This window comes from Herbiconiux sp. VKM Ac-2851 (genome assembly GCF_013205105.1).
GTDB lineage: Bacteria > Actinomycetota > Actinomycetes > Actinomycetales > Microbacteriaceae > Herbiconiux > Herbiconiux flava.
This window is the reverse complement of record NZ_JABMLJ010000005.1, coordinates 63150-83474: the sequence shown is the minus strand read 5'-3', so window position 1 is coordinate 83474 and position 20325 is coordinate 63150. Positions and strand designations below refer to the sequence as shown.

The window sequence follows — 20325 nt, the reverse complement described above, 5'->3', positions numbered from 1 at the left end:
CGAACTTGCGGGCGATTAGCGACCCGCTCGACGCAATTGACCATCGCTGCCTATGTCGGTCGGTTACTCATGGTGTTTATGACGCACGTGTCTGCACTGCTGATAATGTACCTTATGTCAATAGCGACGTTGCCGCCGCCTCGATGCGATTGCTGGTCACTCAATCCTCAGCGCTGCGGCGAGGTCTTCTTCGGACGGTAGAGCCGCTTGAATTGCAGGCGGGAGCATGTCGTAGCTCGCCACTCCGATCGGGGTCTGCTGCGATCCGAGCGAATAGCGGACGACAGCGTCGTTCTTGTTGGTAACCAAGAGCAAACCAACTGTTTCGGCGTGCTGAGACCTGCGGAGCTTGTCGTCAACGAGTGCCACGTAGAACCCCAATTGGCCGAGGTATTCGGGTTTGAACTTTCCGGTCTTCAACTCAATGACCACGTATCGGAGTTGTTCCACATGGAAGAACAGCAGGTCGACGAAGAAGTCATCCCCGTCCACATCGAAGTGGACTTGGCGGCCGACGAATGCGAAACCGTCGCCGAGCTCGCGGAGCGTGTCGATAATCCGGTCCACCAAAGCCTGCTCGAGATCACGTTCCTTGGCGTCCCCATCAACGGCCAAGAAATCAAGAACATAAGGGTCCTTCGTGATCTGCCGGGCAAGATCCGAACCAGATCGGTCGAGAACACGATCAAAGTTCGAGAGGGCCGCTTCGAAACGAGTATGAGCGCCTGTGCGGATGTGATGCTCGAGGACGTTCCGCGACCACCCGTGGATCAGCGCTCTGCCCGAATACCACGCGCGCAGATCCTGATCGCTCAACCGGTCCAAGAGGACGGTCACATGTCCCCAAGGCAATTGCGCAACAGTCTGTTGCGCAATCGCCAAGTCCGGCCACGCTGCGGCAAACGTCCGCATGTACGTGAGGTTCCTCGGTGAGAACCCCTTCATGTCTGGGAACGCTGCTCGGAGGTCGTCTGCCAGCCGGGCAATGACCCTCGCACCCCAGCCCTCTTCCGCTTGGCGAGCCGCGATCGTGTGCCCAATCCGCCAGTAGAGCCCGACAAGCTCAGCATTCACCTTCCGCTGCGCCACAAACCTCGTCGAATGCACCTGCTCCTTGAGCTCGGCAAGAATAACGTCGTAGGACGACGGCACAGGAACGTTCTCAGACATCACTCCTCAGTCTCACCCATGCACCTAGCCCCTCAGCGGAAGCCTCACCGGACAAACCCTTTCCGCCGCTGCGCATCACGCCCGATCGCGCAACAGCCTGTTGCGCAATTGCGACCGCCCGCATATCCAGACCAGAAACTAGGGCGGCCCCTCCCCCGCTGTCGTCACACCGCTCGGTGATGACGCACACCTCCGCGGATAGTGGACGTTATGACAAGTAAAGGATGGTGTCTTCGCATTGAATGCGAATTGGCCGGTCCCCGCGACCTCCCTTATTCGCGACGATCTAGACCCACCATGATGTCGATGAGGAGCGTGATGAAGGGTTGGACTGTGGGAGCCTGTGCACCGGTGTCAGACGAACAGAGCAGAGGCGGACATCCCGACGTGGGCTGCGATCTTGGCCCACCGGTCTTTGTTGTCGCGTTCGACGTCGTAGCCGAGCGTCACAACTTCTCTGCGCGTGCCGCGCGAAAGACGGTGGATGCCATAGCGCCGATTAGCGCGCAGACACGCCGCGTTGAACCTAGGGGTAGGTTAATGTGCTCCGGATGGCGCAAAGAGACTGACATTTAAGGCGCGCCTGCGAGGCAAGTGCCGATATCGTAAGCAAACGGCGAACGAGGTGGGGATTTGTGGTGACGACGATGCCTCCCACAATCCCGCCTGGTGTTGCACAGCCTTTCAAGCTCGGAACCACCTCCGTTGACGCGAATTTCACCGATAACGGCCGCAAGGCGCGATATGCGCTGGCTTACTTCCGGTCAATCTGTGCCCAAGCCGGCGTCTCTGTGGCGGAGACCGAACCGGACGAAGACATCATGGCGATCGACGTTGCCGTTCACTTTCCACGTCTCTCTGCGCGCGTACAGATAAAATGCACTTCCAAGTTCAAGCTCACGGGCAAGAGCGTCACGATGGACTTGGATCCGAAGTGGGTCGAAAGCTGGAAAGAAAGCTTTGCACCCGTGTACTTCCTCGTCGTCATAGTGCCGGCCGTCATACCTGACTGGATCGTCCACCCCGCAACGTCTACCTCCCATAAGACCGGGGCGTATTGGGTACGCTTCGACCCCACGATCCATCGCGAGAAAATCACCGTCCTCAAAACCAGTCGATTCACACTCGACACCCTCCATGAGTGGAAATCAGATGTGGACGCCACGCTCGGGATAGGAAGCGAGCCATGACAGTCTCTGCTTCAGGCGGCCCGATGCTCGCCACCTACCTTCAAAGCCACGGCTGGAGCATCACCCACGAAACCAGTTCTTCAGCCGTATGGGCGCGTCAAACTGACAGCCGGTCCGACGAGCTCGGAGTACCAAGCGAAGTCAGAGTGGGCGGGTTCGAATGGAGCGAGATCCTCCGGCGCATCGCTCTAAGCGAGGGCCGGCCGGAGCGCGCGCTTGTTCTCGAATTCGACTACGCCATGTTCGACGGCGTCCGCTTCCGCATCGCCAACGACGGATTTATCGACGAGACCGTGCCGCTCCATTCTGGCGTCGCGCTAGTTTCAGCTGCTTACTCGATGCTTCGAGCCTCAGCGACGACAGCGCAGCGCCTCAGGAGCCATATAGGGAGCGCATATTCGCGAGTGGGAGATGAGTACGTGCAGCGTGCCCGGCTCGCACACACCGAGCAAGGTTCATTCGTAGTCCCCATCCTCTTCCAGCACGATGAGCCGATTGTTCCCTCGAATATCGAGCCCATTGCTGGAACAGAACGACTGACTCTGGAGTCTCCTCAACGGCGAATCGTTCGCACACTTGCCCAGACCCTTGAGACGTATAAGAAGCGCATCATCGAGCCGGGAAAAGAAGTCCGCGAGGGAAACCTCACTTCTGTGATCGCCGCGGGAGGCAGTAGAGAACTTTTTGCCGGCTTAGAGAAGGTGCTCTACGACCCAAGCGTCAAGGAGTTCTCCACCAGCTACTCGTGGGGCTTGAGCTTGCCCGAAACGGGCAATGCGCCGGCGAGCGTAGCGATACCAGGAGAAGCGCGGGAACTAGTCAGGCAGACCGTTTCCGTGTTGACGCGCGGGCAAAAGCAGCCGACTCGCATCTTCACCGGACCGATTGTTGCGTTCGAGCACGAGCCTGGTGACCCCATCTTGCGGATTGCTTTGCAGACGCCGGCATCGAATGGCCGAATGAGTCGGGTTTATATGACTGTTCCCGTCCGCATGCAGACAGAAATTCTGCAATGGATCAGAGATAACCACACCGTTACGGTCCAGGGGGTAGTAGAGCGCCTACCCGGGCGCCCTCTTCAATTGCAGGGTGTTGCCACTCCCATGCGCTTAGATGACTCTTTCCTCTCCGAAAGCGGAACCTCCAACGAAGGCGTCAGTACCTAGCGTGAGTGACAGCGACTCCGTGACCAATGACTTTCTGTCGATCGCGAATCCAGCTGACGTGCCAGAACTCGCTGCCATCGCGCGAGCTGAACTTCCATCAATGACCGCGCTGCACGACGAACAAGGGTGGCAAACCTACAACAGGTTTGGCGCGGGAAGTCAGCTCTGGGGCAATTGCACTCTGATTCTTCGACATGGCGGTGAGGACGGACCCGCTAGCGGATTCATCTGGGCCGACTCAGCAATGCACACCGATAGTGGAATCGAAGAGCCATGGTGGTGCATCAATGCCGTGGCCATTGCCCCGCACTGTCGTGGCGCAGGCCGCGGAACAGCACTTGTCTCTCGGGTAACTTCCGCTGCTAGAACCGCAGGCGTTCAATTGCTGTATGGGCAAAGCGTCCCCGCTGCGGTTCCCTTCTGGAAGAAACTCGGCTTTATTCTTGCCGGGGAAGCTGAGCCAATACGTACTCATAGCCCCGCTAGACGCACCGTGGGTGGGCCAGTAATGCTAACTGCTGAGCCCGGTGCAGGCGATCGCTGGTTCGTGAAATATCTGGCCACTGCCCCCGGCTCAGTGAGCTCAGGTCTACTCCCAGTATCTATGCTGCCGCCGCTCTGACTAAAACCATGCCACGTACACACACCAGGGTCCTTCACGAGATCACGTGCCGCGGATGCGGTGCGACCTTCCAGAATCACAACCGCAATCGCGCCTACTGCCACATAGCGTGCAAATTCCTTTACACGAGCGCGCAATCATGGTCCTGCGACGGCTGCGGAGCTAACGATCGCCCCGAGATCGTCCTCTATAGCTCGTTGGAGGTAAAGATCGACGATGAGAAGCAGCGTCGCGCCTTCGCGATCCAGCACCAAGAATGTCGCCGCCTATGGCTGGACAACCACGAAAGGACGCTGACCTGCGACTGCAAAAGATGCCGCGCAGAGGCTGGTCTAGAACCCGCGACCCCCATGACTTTCGAAAATCCCGACCGGGTGCCCCGCAGCACGGGCTATCGAAGACACGCCTCTGCTGTTTACGAGCGCGACGGTTACATCTGCCAGATCTGCGAGCTCCCGACGATGCCGAACGCCCACCCCTCGGACGATATGTATCCGACGCTCGACCACGAGCTCAGGCTTCAAGACGGCGGCTCGGACGCTCTCGGGAATCTTCGGACAGCTCATCGGTGGTGCAATATCAAACGCGAAGGCATCTGGGAGTGGAGCGGGGATTATGCCATTCGGTATCAGGCACGCCTGAGATTCGTTGACCGAATCGCCTAACCGCCCGGTCTCCTCGTATACCCCACTCGTAAGCCCGACGCGCAGGCTCGGCATTGACAACGCGCCCTTCCGAGGCAGTGCGTGGCCACTAAGGTCAGTCATGTGAATGAATGGGGCTTCGCGGGGGAAATCAAGTCATGGTGGGATGCTCTGATCGCCAGCGAGCCAGAACTCGAACTCGGCCGCGTGACGATCGAGGAATCTCCTGAGGGTGAAAACTCGCGCGCCGACATAACGCTCTATAACCGCGCCGACCAGCACCTAATGGTGCTCGAACTTAGGTTGCCGGACCATCCTGAAGCAAATCCGCTCTCGATGCCGAACATGCTAAACGGCATGACAAAGGCAAGCCAGATGGGTGCGCGTTGGTCCGCTACGTCAGATGCCGATCAGTTCCGGCTGTTGGATCATCAGTTGGGTAGTCGGCCGCTTCGGGAGCGTGCGGTACCGGTTTCTGCTCTTTCATATTCGGCGACGCGCAGCAACCTCGAGAACCCCGCAATTCGAGATGAGATCCGCTCGGCCTGGCAGGCTCTTCTTCGGAGACTGGCGCCGATTCTCACCGATCGACAGCAGGCGGTTCGGGTTGCGCCAGATGAGTTCTTCATCGACTCCCTTCGCGCATCGCTGGCTCGGCCATTTGCGGAAGTGCGTGACGAGATCGAGTCCAAACGTCAAAGTGATGAAACATTTCGTGATGAGCTCATCAAGTGGATGGTAGGAGAACAGGGATGGACACACGACGCGCAAAGCTTCCACACAGAAATTGAGCGTGTTGCCCGCGTCGTTACATACGTCTTCGTCACCCGACTGCTTTTCTATGGAGCGCTGCGCCGCGCCCGGGGTGATCTTCCCGCGGTAGAGCTTCCCGCTAGCGGTGATCCAGTGGTGAGCCATGCGGTGCTTGATGGGGTCTTCAGGAATGCCCGCGATGCCACTGGCGATTATGCGACCGTATTTGTAACCGACTCAGTCTCTAACTGGGCGCTCATCTCCGACAAGTCTTCGCGAGCCTGGATACGCGTCCTCGACGTACTGGACCATTTCGAACTCGAGACACTTAGTTTCGACGTGCTGGGGAGACTGTTTGAACGACTCATCGACCCAGAAGAGCGCTACGAATGGGGCCAGCACTACACCTCTCCCGATGTAGTGGATCTCATGCTGTCTGCCGCCCTTCCTAGCGGTGAAGGTGCGGTGATGGACCCGGCTTCGGGCGGGGGGACATTTCTCGTGCGTGCGTATGCGCGCAAGCGCGCGTACGTCCCCGAGATACAGCACAATGAACGGTTAGCAGAGATCGTCGGATTTGATATTTCGGCTTTCGCGGCGTCAGTTTCAACGATCAATCTCGCCTCACAAGATCTATCGAGCAACGCGAACTATCCACACGTCGCGGCATCTTCTTTCTTCAAGATCCAGAAGGATCGTGCCTTCGTATCGTTACCAAACAGCGAAGGCAATAAAGAGCCCCAGTACGTGCCAGGTCTCTCTGCGGTGGTCTGCAACCCGCCCTATATCGGCTATTCCAAGATTGGATCGACTCGAAAGATCGAAGCCGACATGACTTTTCGTGCGGCAGAGCCTCAGCGCTCGCTCAGAGGTAGGTACAACTATCACCTGTACTTCTGGTTCCACGCCGCACAGTTCCTTGCAGAGGATGGTCGTCTTGCGTTCATCACCTCCGGCGAGTGGTACGACTCTGACTACGGCGTAGCCCTGCAGTCGTGGCTCCTAGACAAGTTCCACATCGAACTCGTTCTTGAGTCAATGGCCGAACAGTGGTTCTCAGAAGCTCGGGTTGGCACCGTTGTGCTGATAGCTCGCAAGCGGCGGCCCGACGAAGACGAGTCAGAACTGAAAGTTCGATTTGCTACCCTCCGCAAACCCCTGTCCGCACTCTACGCAGTCAACACGTCGGACGACACCACGCGACTTCTTGCTGTTGACGACGTTCGTGATCGTCTGTATGGGCTGGAGGGATCAGGAGAGACGTCCGATTTTGACTTCTCTGTGACGACTCAAGCCGACCTCCGCGCCATCGGCTCAGACGAAGAAGGAACCTACACGGGTGGCACTTGGCGCTCGACATTTCTTCGGAGTCCGAGCCAGGCACGCATTATGGCTGGCCGGACGGACTTCATCGAACTTGGAAAGCTGGCCACGATTCAGCTCGGGCTCAAGACCGGCAAAGACGACTTCTTCTTCGTAGAAGTCTTGCCGGGTGCCAGTGGCTCAAAGCAGAAAATAGTAGGCCTTGAAGGATGGGAAGGAACCGTTGACAAGGCCAACCTAAGACCTGCGCTCCAGAATCCTCGCGATTTGGACATAGCTGGAGGCAGAAGATTCGTCGTACCGCAGAAGGGTCTTCCCAACCGATATTTCATGCCACTGCCCCGCAGCCGAGATGCGGGAATGCGTGACTATGTAGCAACTGGCGAAGATCAACGCGTTCATGAGAAAACGCTCGTCAAGGCCAATGCCGGAGACGTTTGGTACAGACAGACCAGGGCTATCGTTACGGCGCCGTGGGCACTCCCCTATAACTCGGCCTACGACTATTTCGCCGTTGACAACGCTGTTGGGGCGGTACTGAACGGGCGCTTCCTCGGAGTCACTCCGTTTTCGAACGTCGACTCGGAACTCCTTGGGGCCATCCTCAACTCGACGTTCGCGCTGATGGGCAGACTTCTCGTCGGGGTTGCGACAGGCAACGAGGGCGCCTACGACGTCGGGCCACCCGCCGCTCGCCGGCTGCGGGTTCCGGACCCATCTAAATTCGTGGAAGAAGAGATAGAGAACGTCAAACAAGTGCTCGAACGGGTGAAGGCCCGGAATGAACTTCTGCCGGCGCCAAGCGCACTTGGCGCCGTCGACCCGCTGAGGCGAGAGCTGGACCTGGCTATCCTCAAAGCTCTCGGGCTGGGAGCCGGAGAAGCGGCGGCAGAGCTTGATCGCGTGTATGCCTCGTTCGCACGATGGCGACAGTCCGTCGAATCCGTCGAATCGATCGTTCGGGAAAACCGTCGCGCCGTAGGCGCACGGGGGGGAAATCGGGGCGGAGACCCGGTGCTAAGACTTGCCTCGGCCATCGTGGACGAGCTCGGTGGCGACACGGCCGTTGATCTCGATGAGCTTGCACTGCCAACCCAGCAGGTCGATGTCGTGGATGCGCAACGGCCTGATGACGAAGACCAGACTGCCCTAATCCGCCAGACCAATGTTCGGACGCGCACAGGGGTGGTCTTAGATCTCGGGTATCCCGAGCGCGTTGATCTCGTGAGGCTCCTGCGCGACCTGGGATGGGCCGGCCCGATCCCAATCCCCGTCGACCCACACACCGCCTCTGTACTCGTGAAGGCGTTTGCATCTGGCAGAGATAAGACTGAGGCTCTGGCGCGAGCTCGGGCACAATCTCAGATCAGCGAGGAGCAACTTGAACGAGTTGTCAGGTTGTCCGTGGGTCGATGGTCGGCGATTGAGCTCACAAAGTTGCGGGCTGCGCTTCCCCAGGGGTCCGAGGTAGAACCTAACCTGCTGCAGCCGGATGGCTTGGTGCCTGAGGTACCAATTAGCTGACTACGGCTGCGCCGACACCGGCGAGCCGGGCCCGATGAACAAAGGGCTCAACCTTCATAGCGTCGATCCCTAGCACCTCCGCTTACGAGGGGTTGCCCGATAGTCAATCGATCACTGCATCCCTAGCGACCCGAATCACGGCCGCGGAGTCCGCGGGGTCAAGGTGCCGTACAAAGCATCAGGTGCAATCTATTGCCGGTGAAGGCCCCACAAATGCAGCACATCTCAGATGGCACTGCCAACGTCAGCCCTAGTCCAGCAGAAACATGCGCCGGTACAACGTCGCCCGCGAGATCTTCAGATCCTTTGCCACCTGGGCAATCGGTTCGCCCTGCCCGACCAACATGGCGGCGCTCCGGATCTGAGAATCCGTGAACGTCTTCCGTCGGCCGCCCAAATCCTTCCCTGCCGCTCGCCGCTTCGAGACCGAGTCGCCGACGCGTTCGCGTTTGATGTCGAGCTCCATCTGCGCCAGCGCGGCCATCACCGTGAACACCATCGCTCCCATCGGGGTTCCCGTATCCACGTCACCGCCACCTAGGTTAAGCACCCGGAGGCCGGCACCCCTCCCCCGAAGCTGCTCTGCGAAGGCGAGCATGTTCTGCGTCGACCGCCCCAACCGGTCCAACGTCGTGATCACCAGCGTGTCGCCGGCCTCGAGTGCATCGATCGCCTTATCGAACTCCGGGCGCGACGCCTTGGCTCCAGAGACACCCTTGTCTATATAGAGGTCGTCCCGGCGTGCGCCGGCCGCAATCAGGTCTGCGACCTGCCGGTCGGTGTTCTGCTGCTTGGTAGATACCCTGGCGTATCCGATCAACTTGCCCATGCACCCAACCCGTCTCACAACTCAGTTCGTTTACACGAATCTAAGCACCCACTTGAGACACATAGATGCGAGAATCGCCGACCCTGCATATCCGGGCGCGCACCTCCGCGATTTCGCGACCGGATGAGACGTCTCGCATCCCTAGGGTTGAGAGACGATGTCTACGACGTTCGAAAACTAGGCCATAGCGAGACGTGCTTGGGTTCGCCTGGTCGTTGCAACACCACCGTGATTCGGAGTATTGCAGATGGGATCAAGGCTGGTGCACTTATTGTTGATGGCTAAGACGCCGAACTGGTCGAAAACCCGTGGCGAAAGCGCGAGCGGCCGGGTGATGCGGACGTCGACGCCGCAGTCGGGCACTGGATGCTCGTGGCGATCCACTGGACCTCTTCAGGCGGTCGGAGAGGGCGCCGATGAGTCCACGCCCGATAGCATGCTCCCATGCTCGTGCGCGCCGCTTTGTCCACCGTCCTCCTCGGCACATCGGTCCTCACAGCCCTGGCCGGCCCCACCTTTGACCGCACCGAGCACGACGTAACAGGTGCGTCCAGCGCCGTAGCGACGGTGACACCCACACCGAGCACGACCGCGATACCGGACGACGAGGGAACCACTCAGAGCCTCGAGGCCACAGCCTCCTCGGCAGTCCCCGGCGCGTGTGTCTCGAGTGACGTCGACCCGGGCATCCCGGCGGCGGATTTCGGTGACATCGCACAGTATTCGACGACCCCGCTCGCGCAGGGTGTGGACTGCACGGGCTTTCGCGCCTATCTGTCCACCGGTCTGCCCCAGTACGACTCGCAGTCCTTCGAATTCTTCGGCGAGCTCATCGGCAGCGACGGCAGCGAGAACTCCGTCGCGATCATGTCGCAGGGAAATCCGCTCTCCTGGGTCGACCCTGCCCTCCCGGTGCCGATCACGGTCGAGGAGGCCGGGCTGATCTTCAACCGGCTCGACGAGAACGCGGGCCCGGTCATCGGCGGCATCGACGGCCTCGCGCTGCCGGACCTCCCACCGACCACAGCGACGGCCGACGTCTCGATCGGCTACCAGCCCTGGAGCATCGACGTCGCCGGAACGACCGGAACGGAGGCCGAGACGATCTCCATGACAGCCATCTCCGGCGCTCCCGGCGCGGTCGGCACCACCTACGAGCTCACCGCCGTGCTCGCGACAGGCTACGCCGGTCACAGTACGACCGAGCCGACGACATTCACTGCAGTGGTGAACGATCCCACGGGCATCGTCCAATGGGGTTACGGGCCGAACGGCTTCTTCCCGCTCTGGATGTTCGACGGCACGCCGGTTGACGGCATCGCGACGAACGATCAACGCGACGCGATCATGAACGAGTACGGCGGCGACATCGGCGCCTACCTGACGGCCACGAACGACCCGATGACTGGGCAGGGGTCGCAGTACTATTCGATGCCTGTTCTGAACGTTGAGCAGTGGTCGGTCACTCGAGGCGAGTCCTACGTCGGCGGCGGCACCTCCGGCACGCTCTGGTTCGACAATCTCACCGAGACCTACAACGAGACCGCGGACCACGTTGTGCGCAACGGGTACCAGTGGACCGAGTTCTCGATGATGCTGCCCGATACGGGACAGGGTCTACTTATCGCGAAGACGAGCCAGGCCGACGTCGGGAACCTCTACTACGCGATGCTGGCCGGCGCAGACTCGACGCAGAACGCGAACGGCACCCTCGCCCCGACCGCGAACTGGCCGCAGGCCGCCATCGAGGTCGAGGCGGTCCCCGGGAGCGAATGGACTTCTCCGCAGAGCTGCTACGTCTACACACTCGCAGATCACGTCACTCTCGCGGCGGTCGATGGCAGACCTGCCGTCGACGTCGTCCTCAGCGCAGTCGACCACCCCGACCAGGAGATCAACGCCCTCGGCCGCCCCGTCTACGAGGGCCTCTTCTCCTACACCGGAACGATCGACGGTCAGGCCGTCAGCGGCAAGGCCTGGGGTGAGATCCAGGGCACACCACCGACCGACGACTGTGGCGGCGGCAGCAGCAGCCCCAGCGGCAGCGGTGAGGCGGTGCTCGCCGCCACCGGACAGGACTTCACACCGATCGCGCCCGCCGCGGCACTGCTCCTGTTCACAGGAGCAGTGCTCCTCTTTGGGCTCCGTCGCCGCTCGAATTCGGCCGTAAATCGTCGCATCTGAATTATTCGTGGCGCGTCCAATGCCGCGGTTGGCCTACGCCCGCGCGCCGGAGTAGGCCACCGGGATGAGCCGCTCGCACCAAATCCAGCCTGGGACGCTGCCGCGCAGCAGGGAACACAAGAACTGCCCGAACTCTTGGCGCCTACGATTGGCGCGGGCGGGAGTCGTAGCCTCGAGTCCCTTCCCCCCACGGGCGCTCCCGCTCCACCAAGTGTCTCGAATAGCACCCCGTGACCGAACTGCATTTCGGACCAGGCAAACGGGTTGCAGAATGTCGGCGTGTCTGACGGCTTGTTCGGCGGCCGCTGGAAGATCCCCTATCGAGACAGCCAAGTCCAACATCGCAGTCAGACTCTCATAGGCCAGTCGGCTGCAGGAGCTCAAAGGGCGTTGTCGGTGAGGTGATGCCGTTTACCTGTAGGGCTATTGCGTGTGTCCCGGGGTAATAGCGGCGGGTAGTAATCGCTCGGAAAGAGTGAGCCCGCTCGATTTTTACCGCTTCACCGGGGGCGATTTCCGCCGTCGTGAGCTTGAATACCTTCGGCGTCGTCGCCCCAGTGTTACGGCGGTGATGGATCACATAATCGATTGCCACGCGAGCAGTCTCGGAACTGTGGTTCTGAACGGTGGCGCGGAAGCGAATAGATCCACCGAACGGAATATCGATCTCCTCGAGCTCGGGAGGACCGAACGTGATGTTGACCCCTTGGTAGCCCATGAGAGCCAGGGCGCCTTTGTCGCCGCGCTTGATAAGCGTTCGGAGCGCGCGTCTAGCGAGCGCTGGTGTGTGGACGTCGGGCTCTGCGAGCCAGCGTGCCGCTGTGGCGACTACTAGCTCGGGCTCGTCTCGGCTGAGGTCGTTGAGGTGGTTGGCGACGGACCGACGTACGTAATCGCTTTCGTCCAGGTAGAGAGCGTCGAGGATTGCGATCGTCGCCCCACCGCTCTTGATGAGTGCGGGAACGCGGACCGACCAGGGAAGGTAGGGGCGGGAGCCTTCAGACGCCAGGCGGCGTACGTGCTCGTCTGGCGATGCGGTCCAAACCAGCATGGTCTCCAGCGCGCGTTGCGGATCGTGTCGGAGGAGCGTTCGGATTGCGAACTCTGAGCTGAGACCTCCGGTGAGCGCCGCGAGGAGTTCGAGAGCGGAATCGAACGCGACTTCCGTGTCCTCCTGAACAGCACGAGTAGCGACCGCACTGGTTACGGGCCAGATTAGCCAGCCCGAGAACGACGGTGATTGTGCAGCCTTCCGCACGACGGTGTCGAGCTCAGCGTAGGAACCTGGAACGTCCAAGAGAAGCGCGTTACGTAGGACGTCGGATCTTTCTCGAAGAGCTAGGCCATCGAGCTTGGCAGCAGCGGCACGAAGGTTTGTGAGTTCCTCCTCCGGGAGAGCAGCCGTGATACCGCGGGTGAGCGCTTCGGCGACGTGAGGGCCCATGAGTTCGTCTGCAAAGGGCATGTCCGATTTTCCTTAGGTCTTCCGGCGACGTCGTGACGCGGAACGTGGCGGAGTTGAGCGCATATGGTCAGCGGCTTGCCCGAGGATGCGTGCGAGTTCGTTGACGTCGCCGGTGGAGGGGGTTGTGAATAGCAGTTCTTGAAGGACCTCCCTGTGGCCGGGTAACACTGTTGCGAGCACAGCGCGTCCTTCATCCGTCATGGCGACGACGGTGCTCCGTTCGTCGTCTGGTGACGGCAAACGGGTGACGAGCCCGCGTTCTTCCAGAAGTTGGGCTTGGTATGTCAGACCGCTACGGCTGTAAACGACACCGTCGGCCAGGTCGGTCATCCGACGCCGCCCATCGCGGGCGTCGCTCAGACGTGTGAGTAGCTGGAACTGCACGTAACTGAGACGACCGGCGTCGCGAAGCTGCTTTTCGATCGCGTGCCGCAGCAGAGCGCTTACCTCAGTGAGGGCGTAATACGCCTCAAGCTGGGTGGTGGTCAGTGCTGAAGGCATCTACGTTCTCTTCCGGGTGGGCTGCTCGCTGTCGACGATCGGGTACCGATCGCAGAGTCGGGCCCGAGGTCAGGCGACCGGGTCTCTGAGGATCGTGCGAAGGGTGTCCTGCGGGGTGGAGCGGGTGAACGCGTCGAGGTGGATCTCGTGATGCGGGCCCGCACGGTGCAGATCGAGGTCGGTCGCGAACTCTCCGAGTCGCTGGAGGGTGCCGAACTCTTCTGAAAAGGGCCCGTGGTGCATGACCTGCACAACGTCCTGCTCGGGAATCGTGAAGGTCGTCACGTCGTCTGCGGCGGTGTCTGCGGTGCTGGCGGCGCGGGCCCGTGCGTCGGCGATGTCGGCGTCGGTGGTTCCTTCCGGGACCTGGGCGAGGACTCGGTAGAGCAGGGATGGGATCGGGTTGACGCTGTAGAAGTCGGCGATCTCAACGGGTGTGGAGTTCTCGGGGTACCAGAACTGGAGTTCAACAACGGGAGTTGCGTCTGTCTGGTTGAGGACGCGGGCGATGTCGGAGACGAGGATCTTCTTGCGGTAGAACTCGTCGCTGCCGGGGGCGCCGTCGCCGAGGACGGCGACGTAGTCCACGCGGGGTGCTCGAACGTGCTCGGGCTTGTCTGCGGACTGCAGGTGCTCGGGAAGCAGGGTGGTGGTCATTTCGTATCTCCTTCGGTTGGTGTTGTTACTGGGGCGGGGAAGCCGGCCATGACGCGGTGTGCGGTGGCGAGAAGGGTTTCGCGGGGTGTCCCGTCGGCGGCGCGGATGGCGAAGCCGGTCGTGGCCGTGATGAGGAATGTTGCGAGTTCGTCGGCGTCCTCGCCGGCAGGGAGATCTTCCTCAGCGATTGCACGGCGGAACCGGTCGGAGAGGAGGGTTTCGATGTTCGTCCGGTTCTCGGCGAGTAGTGCCTGTTGTGTTGATCCTTCTGGTGCGACTGCCGCCTGCACGGACAGGCATCCTGCGGGTCGGCCCGGCATGGTCACTGCGAGTGCGTTGCCGGTGAGAAATGCGGCAGCGACAGCGTGGGCGGTGGTCTGGTTGAGGGCGTCTGTGACGTAGCCCATGTTGCTGTCCACGTACCGCTGGAGTGCTTTCTGGAACAGCTCGGCCTTGTCGCCGAACGCCGCGTAGAGGCTTGGGCGGTTGATGCCCATTGCTGCGGTGAGGTCCGACAGGCTCGCGCCGTCGTAGCCGCGGCGCCAGAAGACGTTTACCGCGGCGTCGAGCGCCGTGTCGGTATCGAATCCGCGGGGCCGTCCGGAGTTCGCCATCTCAGCCGCCTCTCTTTCTTACTGATCGGTACAGAATCCATGGTGACATAGAGGGCCGTGCATTGATAGGGCCAATGAGCTGTGGGTGATGCACGTGAGGGCCGCGTGTCGGCGCGGCCCTCACGGTGGTGCGGCTGGTGCTACTTGCTGGTGGCGGCGGTCTCGATGACCTTCGCCACCTTCTTGGGCTCCTTGACCATGGCCAGATGTCCGGCCTTGACCTCGGTGACGGTCGATCCGGCGCGGTCGGCCATCTTCAGCTGGAGGGCGAGCGGGATGCTGGCGTCCTGGGTGCCGGCGACGTACCAGGACGGAAGGGTCTTCCAGGACTGGGTTGCTGATGCCTTCTCGTTCACGGCGCCGAAGGTGATGGGGCGCTGCTTGGCGTAGTACGACGCCTGCTCGGCCTTGGAGAGGCCGTTGGCGAAGCCGGGGCCGAAGGCGTCCTTCTTCAGGTACAGGTCGACGTCACCCTCGGGCGCTCCGGGGTAGGGGATGGTGTCGAACAGCTGCGTCGGGTCGACGGGACCGGCGCTGTTGAGGAGATCGAGGAGGCTCTCTCCCTCAGCGGGGACGAAGGCGTCGACGTAGACGAGGCTCTTCACGTCGGGGTCGCTGAGCGCTGCTTCGCTGATCACGGCGCCGCCGTAGGAGTGGCCGACGAGAACGACGGGACCCGTGGTGCGGGTGGTGAGGAACGATGCGAGGTACTCGGAGTCGCCCTTCAGTGAGCGCAGCGGGTTGGCGAAGTCGAGTACCGGGTAGCCGTCCTTGGTGAGGATCTTCTCCACGTCGGTGAAGGAGCTCGCGTCGGTCCAGGCTCCGTGCACGATGACGACGGTGGGCTTGGCGGGCTTTGCCTGCGTGGCCGAGGCGCTGCTCGCGCCAGCCAAGCCGGTAACGGCAAGGCTGGCGACTGCGGCGATGCCGGCAGCGACGGTGAGGATGCGGCGCTTGGCGCCGCGTTTGGTGCTGAAGATGTTCGTCATGGTTTTTCCTTTGTGTGATGGTGCTGGATGGGTGTTAGTCGACGGTTGGGTCGACGGGTCCGGCGTCGGGCCGCTATTGCGGGCGGCGACGGGCGTTGTTATGCCTGGGCTTGGGCGATGGTGGCGATGTCGCGGCCGAGGTTGTATTCGAGGGGTCCGCGCTGCTGCATCCCGCTCTCGAGGAGGCGGCCGACGATGCCCCCGACTTCGGGGCGGGAGACCCCGGCCCAGTAGGCGTCGGAATGCAGCGGATACTCGGCGTCGGGAAGGCGGGTGTACTTGTCGATGAACGCCTTGACCTCCACGATCGCCTGGTGGTCCCAGCCGGAGACGCGCCGGGCGAATGCGGTGATGAAGTCCTCGAACTCCGCATCGGGGATGGCACGGTTGACGTACCCGTACCGCTCGGCGAGGGCTCCGTCGAAGTCCTCCCCGCCGAGCAGGATCTCCATGGTGCGGCCGCGGCCGACGAGCGAGGGGAGTCGCCCGCTGGCGCCTCCGCCGGTGACGGCCTTCAGCGCGATCTCGACCTGCGCGAGCTTTGCCTTTTCGAGGCTGGCGAAGCGCATGTCCATGGCGAGGACGAGCTCGCTGCCGGCGCCGCGGGTGATGCCGCGGATGGCGGCGATCGTGACGGCGTTCAGTTTGCTGATCCGAACGGTGATGTCCACCCACGCGGTGTAGCCGGGGGTGCCGGGGAGTGCTTCGGCGGCGTCGTTGTCGACTTCCACGTCGTAGTGGGCGATGTAGAAGTCGGGGTCGGCGCTGTCGAACACCACCACGTTGACGGTGTCGTTCTGCTCGAGCTCGGTGAGGAGTTCTTTCAGTTCGCGCATCATTTCGAGTCCGATCACGTTGATCGGGGGGTTGTCGAACGTGACCCGCCAGAAGGTGGGCGATTCGACGGTGAGCTTCAGCTGGGTGGGGTTGAAGTCGTCGAGGAAGCTCACGCGACATCTCCGCTCGTGGCGGCGGCGATGATGACGTCGGCGACCTCGCGCGGGTGGGTCACCATCGAGAGGTGGCCGGTCTCCACCTGGGTGACGGTCGATCCGGCGCGCTCGGCCATCCGGAGCTGCAGCGGCAGTGGGACGGACCCGTCGACCGTGCCGGCCACGTACCAGGAGGGCAGCTTCTCCCACGCCTGCCCGGCAGCCGCCGGTGCGCCGACGGCGCTGAAGGTGATCGGGCGCTGCTTGGCGAAGAACTCCGCCTGCAGCTCCTCTGAGAGCCCGGTGGCGAACGCGGGCTCGAACGGGCCACGCTGGATGTAGAGGTCGAGATCTCCCTCAGGGGCGCCGGGGTAGGGCGCCATGTCGAACAGCTTCGACGGGTCGACGGGGCCGGCGCTGTTCAGCAGATCGAGCAGACTCTCACCTTCGGCCGGAACGAACGCGTTCACGTAGACCAGACCGGTCACCGTGTCCGTTGCCGCGGCGGCTGCCCCGATGACGGCTCCGCCGTAGGAGTGGCCCACCAGGACGACGGGGCCGCTGGTGCGGGTCTTCAGGAAGGTGGCGAGGTAGTCGGCGTCGCCGACGAATGAACGCAGCGGGTTCGCGAACTCCAGAACCTGGTAGCCCTGCTCCGTGAGGAGATGCTGCACCCCGGTGAAGGAGCTTGCGTCAGTCCACGCTCCGTGGACGATGACGATGGTCGGTGTGGTGGCGGTGCCGGTCATGATGACCCTCTCTGATCCTTTACCGGAGAGTGCCTCCGGTATGGGATAGACAGCGTCAGATGGGGTGTAGTAATTCCCGCATTTCCAAGAAATGTTCGGCGGGGAGTGTCCGCTCAGGGAGAACGCGCAAGCGAAGGCTCAGCAGGGTGGACCTAGTGCGCCGGCTGAGGGTGCGTCAGCCCATTGAGGACGACGGCAAGCATCTTTCGCACGTCGTCTGGGACGATGTGGCCCACTTCGGCGACCATTGCCACGCCGGTGACGAGGCGGCTGACCTCGATCGAGTCGACGGGCGCACCGATCACTCCTGACTTGATGGCGCGGTCGAACACTCGCGTGTTCGCGTTGATGATGACGTCGTGGGCGGTGCGCAGGGGTGAGGACTCGTCGCCCTCGGTGGAGGCGAGGGTGGAGGCGAGACCGTGGTAGGTCATGGCGTAGCCGGCCAGGCGCACGAGCCAGTCAAGGACTTCTCCCCAAGCGTGCGCGGCGGTCCTGTCGGCGTCAGCTTCGACATCCACGACCCAGGTCAGGAGTAGTTCACTGACGAGAGCTTCACGGGTCGGGAAATGCCGATAGAGAGTTCCTGGCCCAACGCCTGCACGCTTGGCGACGTTGTCGAGGGAGCACTCGGTTCCGCCCAGTTCGACCTCGATGCGGGCGGCCTCGAGGATGCGGGCGCGGTTCTTGACCGCATCGGCGCGCATACGACGTGGAGGTGAGGTGTCGGTCGAGATGGGGTTCTCCTTGTCGTGAGGTTGTGCTGTGTCCAAGGATAAGTTCGGCGCCCTGGCACCCGGGGTGTTAGACATGCGCGTTGACCTGTGGTCGAACCGCGATTCTGGACTTCGTCTTCGTCACAGTGAAGATCGCGACGAGAGTTGCAGCGACAGCGAGTCCCGCGCCCGTCAGCATGGCACCAGCGAAGCCGGGCAGGTACTGGCCCTCAATGGCACCGGTGGCGTAGACACTGACGGCGACCGCGATACCAACGGACCCGCCCACTTGTTGCACCATCTGGAGCATCCCGGATGCCGAACCGGTATCTGCCTCGGGCACGGCATCCAATGCAGTGAGGGTGCCGGCGGTGAAGATCAGGGCGACTCCGAGGGCGTGGACGATCAGCGGGATGACGACAGCGACATAGGAGGCATCTTCGGTCAATGGTGACCAGAGGAGGAAACTCGCGGCGACGAGAACTCCACCGACGACGAGCGGAATGCGGGCGCCGAATCGAACGACGAGACCCGGCACCCACCGGGTCACCACAAAGACCGTGGCGGTCAGCGGGATGAACGCCAGCCCCGCGAGGAGCGGGCCGAACTCGAGCACGCGCTGCAAGAACTGCACGATAAAGAACAACATGGCGGCGTTCGCACCCACGATCAGACCCATGTTGATCAGGGCACCGACACGGGGTGTGTTTTTGAGCAGATGGATGGCGACCAATGGGTTGGCCGAGCGGCGCTCGACGATGACGAGCGCCGCGATAAGGATGGCGGCCAGCGCGAAGAACAGGATGGTCGACGTGGTGGCCCACCCGTTCTCTCCAGCATTGATGAACGCCCATACAAGTCCCGCGGAGGCGGAGCTCGCCAGGATTGCCCCCAGCACATCAAAGGCGCGCGCACGATGCCGGTCAGTCTCGAGAACGAGTTTCACGACCGTCGCAATGACCACGATGCCGACGGGCACATTGATGAGGAGACCCCACCGCCAGGAGAGCAGATCAGTCAGCAGACCGCCAAGGATCAGTCCCACCGACGACCCGATAGCGGAGGTCGCCGTGAACCACGCCAGCCCCTTCGCTCGCGCGGCTTCATCCTTCGCCATCGTGGCAATGAGTGCCAGCACACTCGGCGCGGCCACGGCTGCGCCAATGCCCTGCAGGACGCGCGCGGCGATCAGCATGACCGGGTCGATCGCGAGGCCGCCGATCAGGGATCCCAGCATGAAGACGCTCGTGCCGATCGTGAAGACCCGCACACGACCGAACGCATCCCCCAGCTTGCCTCCCAGGAGGATCAGGCCACCGAAGGCAAGTGCATACGCGTTGGGCACCCACGACAGGGACGCGGGCGTGAAGCCGAGCTCAGCCTGCACGGCGGGCAAGGCGACGGTCATGACCTGAGCATCTAGTTGGAGCATCAGCTGCAAGGCCAACACAGCGGCAAGGGCGAAGCCCGCAACGCGGGGCCTATTTGAGACGAGGGACACAGCATGCTCCTAAAGGGAATTGTTCGGAGGCACTCTCCATTTACGTTAGTGAAGCCGGAGAATGTCTCCGTCTATTCCCCTTTTTCGGAGTCAGACATAGGAGTTACGTGAACATCGACGACGAATACAGTGCACACGGCGATCCGATTCACGAGGGGGACCGCTTGCTGCTGCATCCGATGATCACGGGTTTGAGCGATCTGGCTTGGGGCGAGGTGGAGATTGTTGACGTCGTCGAGGACCCCACGTCGCTTCCGTGGAATGCCGGGCCGGCGTATCCGTACCGTGTGGGTTATCGCGTCGACGTGACTTCCGACGAGGGGGCGGCTAGCCATCGTGGGACCCTCTGGCTGAATGCGGACGGCCACGACCCAGTCGTGGGAGTGCGCCGCATCGATTCGGCCGCGCTCGGGTGATGTCGCGTCAGGGCCTCAGGCCCTCAGGGCGCGGTTCGCTCGATGGTCTTTTCGAGCCCGGACCGGATCGTGTCCATGGTGGTGGTGAACGCCTCATCGAGATCGATGTCGAGCTTGTCAGCAAGAACGAACAGCCACCACATCGATTCGGCGAGTTTGTGCTTGAGTTCGGCGTCGACGTCGCCGTCGATTCCCCAGGTGCCGTCGTTGGCGAGCAGCAGACGGCCGATGTAGCCGACGTCGTTGCTGAACCCGATCATCAGCTCGTGCAATGACCAGGTCTTACCGTTGAAGCGCTCCTCGAGCACCTCGTAGAGCGCTCTGACGGCCAGAGCCTGGTCTCGGGCGGCAACGAGCCCTGAATTGTTTGCGGTCATTGG

Annotated in this window: 18 protein-coding genes; 6 read left to right on the top strand and 12 right to left on the bottom strand. The window is 61.9% G+C overall.

Going from position 1 to position 20325, the window contains the following annotated elements; translation table 11 throughout:
- Positions 1–156: 156 nt before the first annotated feature.
- Positions 157–1170: a YhcG family protein gene (locus HQQ85_RS20360; protein ID WP_173184620.1), complete on the bottom strand. Its 1014-nt coding sequence runs from the start codon at positions 1168–1170 to the stop codon at positions 157–159.
- A gap of 647 nt (positions 1171–1817) precedes the next feature.
- Between HQQ85_RS20360 and HQQ85_RS20355 the strand changes: the two genes are divergently transcribed.
- The 4 genes from HQQ85_RS20355 (at position 1818) to HQQ85_RS20340 (ending at position 8392) form a co-directional block, all read left to right on the top strand.
- Entirely contained in the window at positions 1818–2360 is a 543-nt protein-coding gene (locus HQQ85_RS20355) for a DUF4365 domain-containing protein (protein WP_254069643.1), read from the top strand.
- Between the two features lie 23 nt (positions 2361–2383).
- Positions 2384–3526: a hypothetical protein gene (locus HQQ85_RS20350; protein ID WP_173184616.1), complete on the top strand. Its 1143-nt coding sequence runs from the start codon at positions 2384–2386 to the stop codon at positions 3524–3526.
- Positions 3474–4148, top strand: a complete 675-nt coding sequence (locus tag HQQ85_RS21745; protein ID WP_371741983.1) for a GNAT family N-acetyltransferase — start codon at positions 3474–3476, stop codon at positions 4146–4148. Before HQQ85_RS20350 ends, HQQ85_RS21745 begins: the two co-directional genes overlap by 53 nt.
- A gap of 767 nt (positions 4149–4915) precedes the next feature.
- Positions 4916–8392, top strand: a complete 3477-nt coding sequence (locus HQQ85_RS20340) for an N-6 DNA methylase (RefSeq protein ID WP_173184612.1) — start codon at positions 4916–4918, stop codon at positions 8390–8392.
- Between the two features lie 250 nt (positions 8393–8642).
- Here HQQ85_RS20340 and HQQ85_RS20335 read toward each other — a convergent pair whose 3' ends face one another.
- Positions 8643–9221, bottom strand: a complete 579-nt coding sequence (locus HQQ85_RS20335; protein WP_173184610.1) for a recombinase family protein — start codon at positions 9219–9221, stop codon at positions 8643–8645.
- 444 nt (positions 9222–9665) lie between these two features.
- Between HQQ85_RS20335 and HQQ85_RS20330 the strand changes: the two genes are divergently transcribed.
- Positions 9666–11405: an LPXTG cell wall anchor domain-containing protein gene (locus HQQ85_RS20330; RefSeq protein ID WP_173184608.1), complete on the top strand. Its 1740-nt coding sequence runs from the start codon at positions 9666–9668 to the stop codon at positions 11403–11405.
- 355 nt (positions 11406–11760) lie between these two features.
- Here HQQ85_RS20330 and HQQ85_RS20325 read toward each other — a convergent pair whose 3' ends face one another.
- The 9 genes from HQQ85_RS20325 to HQQ85_RS20285 form a co-directional block, all read right to left on the bottom strand.
- Positions 11761–12870 carry a DNA alkylation repair protein gene (locus HQQ85_RS20325; protein ID WP_173184606.1) on the bottom strand — a complete coding sequence of 370 codons (1110 nt, stop codon included), beginning with the start codon at positions 12868–12870 and terminating at the stop codon, positions 11761–11763.
- 12 nt (positions 12871–12882) lie between these two features.
- A complete protein-coding gene (locus tag HQQ85_RS20320; RefSeq protein ID WP_173184604.1) occupies positions 12883–13371 on the bottom strand; it encodes a MarR family winged helix-turn-helix transcriptional regulator in 489 nt (162 codons plus the stop codon).
- Positions 13372–13440: 69 nt separating this feature from the next.
- Entirely contained in the window at positions 13441–14028 is a 588-nt protein-coding gene (locus HQQ85_RS20315) for a GyrI-like domain-containing protein (protein WP_173184602.1), read from the bottom strand.
- Positions 14025–14642 carry a TetR/AcrR family transcriptional regulator gene (locus tag HQQ85_RS20310; protein WP_173184600.1) on the bottom strand — a complete coding sequence of 206 codons (618 nt, stop codon included), beginning with the start codon at positions 14640–14642 and terminating at the stop codon, positions 14025–14027. The genes HQQ85_RS20315 and HQQ85_RS20310 overlap by 4 nt, the downstream gene beginning before the upstream one ends.
- A gap of 140 nt (positions 14643–14782) precedes the next feature.
- On the bottom strand, positions 14783–15631 hold the full coding sequence (locus tag HQQ85_RS20305) for an alpha/beta fold hydrolase (RefSeq protein ID WP_173184598.1): 849 nt from the start codon (positions 15629–15631) through the stop codon (positions 14783–14785).
- Positions 15632–15729: 98 nt separating this feature from the next.
- Positions 15730–16581, bottom strand: coding sequence for an enoyl-CoA hydratase/isomerase family protein (locus tag HQQ85_RS20300; protein WP_173184596.1), 852 nt, complete (start codon positions 16579–16581; stop codon positions 15730–15732).
- Complete coding sequence (locus tag HQQ85_RS20295; protein ID WP_173184594.1) at positions 16578–17312, bottom strand: alpha/beta fold hydrolase; 735 nt, start codon at positions 17310–17312, stop codon at positions 16578–16580. The genes HQQ85_RS20300 and HQQ85_RS20295 overlap by 4 nt, the downstream gene beginning before the upstream one ends.
- Before the next feature lie 152 nt (positions 17313–17464).
- Positions 17465–18019, bottom strand: coding sequence for a TetR/AcrR family transcriptional regulator (locus tag HQQ85_RS20290; protein WP_173184592.1), 555 nt, complete (start codon positions 18017–18019; stop codon positions 17465–17467).
- Between the two features lie 97 nt (positions 18020–18116).
- Complete coding sequence (locus HQQ85_RS20285) at positions 18117–19460, bottom strand: MFS transporter (protein WP_173184728.1); 1344 nt, start codon at positions 19458–19460, stop codon at positions 18117–18119.
- 176 nt (positions 19461–19636) lie between these two features.
- Here HQQ85_RS20285 and HQQ85_RS20280 point away from each other — a divergent pair, with 176 nt between their 5' ends.
- Positions 19637–19945, top strand: a complete 309-nt coding sequence (locus HQQ85_RS20280) for a hypothetical protein (RefSeq protein ID WP_173184590.1) — start codon at positions 19637–19639, stop codon at positions 19943–19945.
- A gap of 23 nt (positions 19946–19968) precedes the next feature.
- Here HQQ85_RS20280 and HQQ85_RS20275 read toward each other — a convergent pair whose 3' ends face one another.
- Entirely contained in the window at positions 19969–20322 is a 354-nt protein-coding gene (locus HQQ85_RS20275) for a hypothetical protein (RefSeq protein WP_173184588.1), read from the bottom strand.
- Positions 20323–20325: the final 3 nt, after the last annotated feature.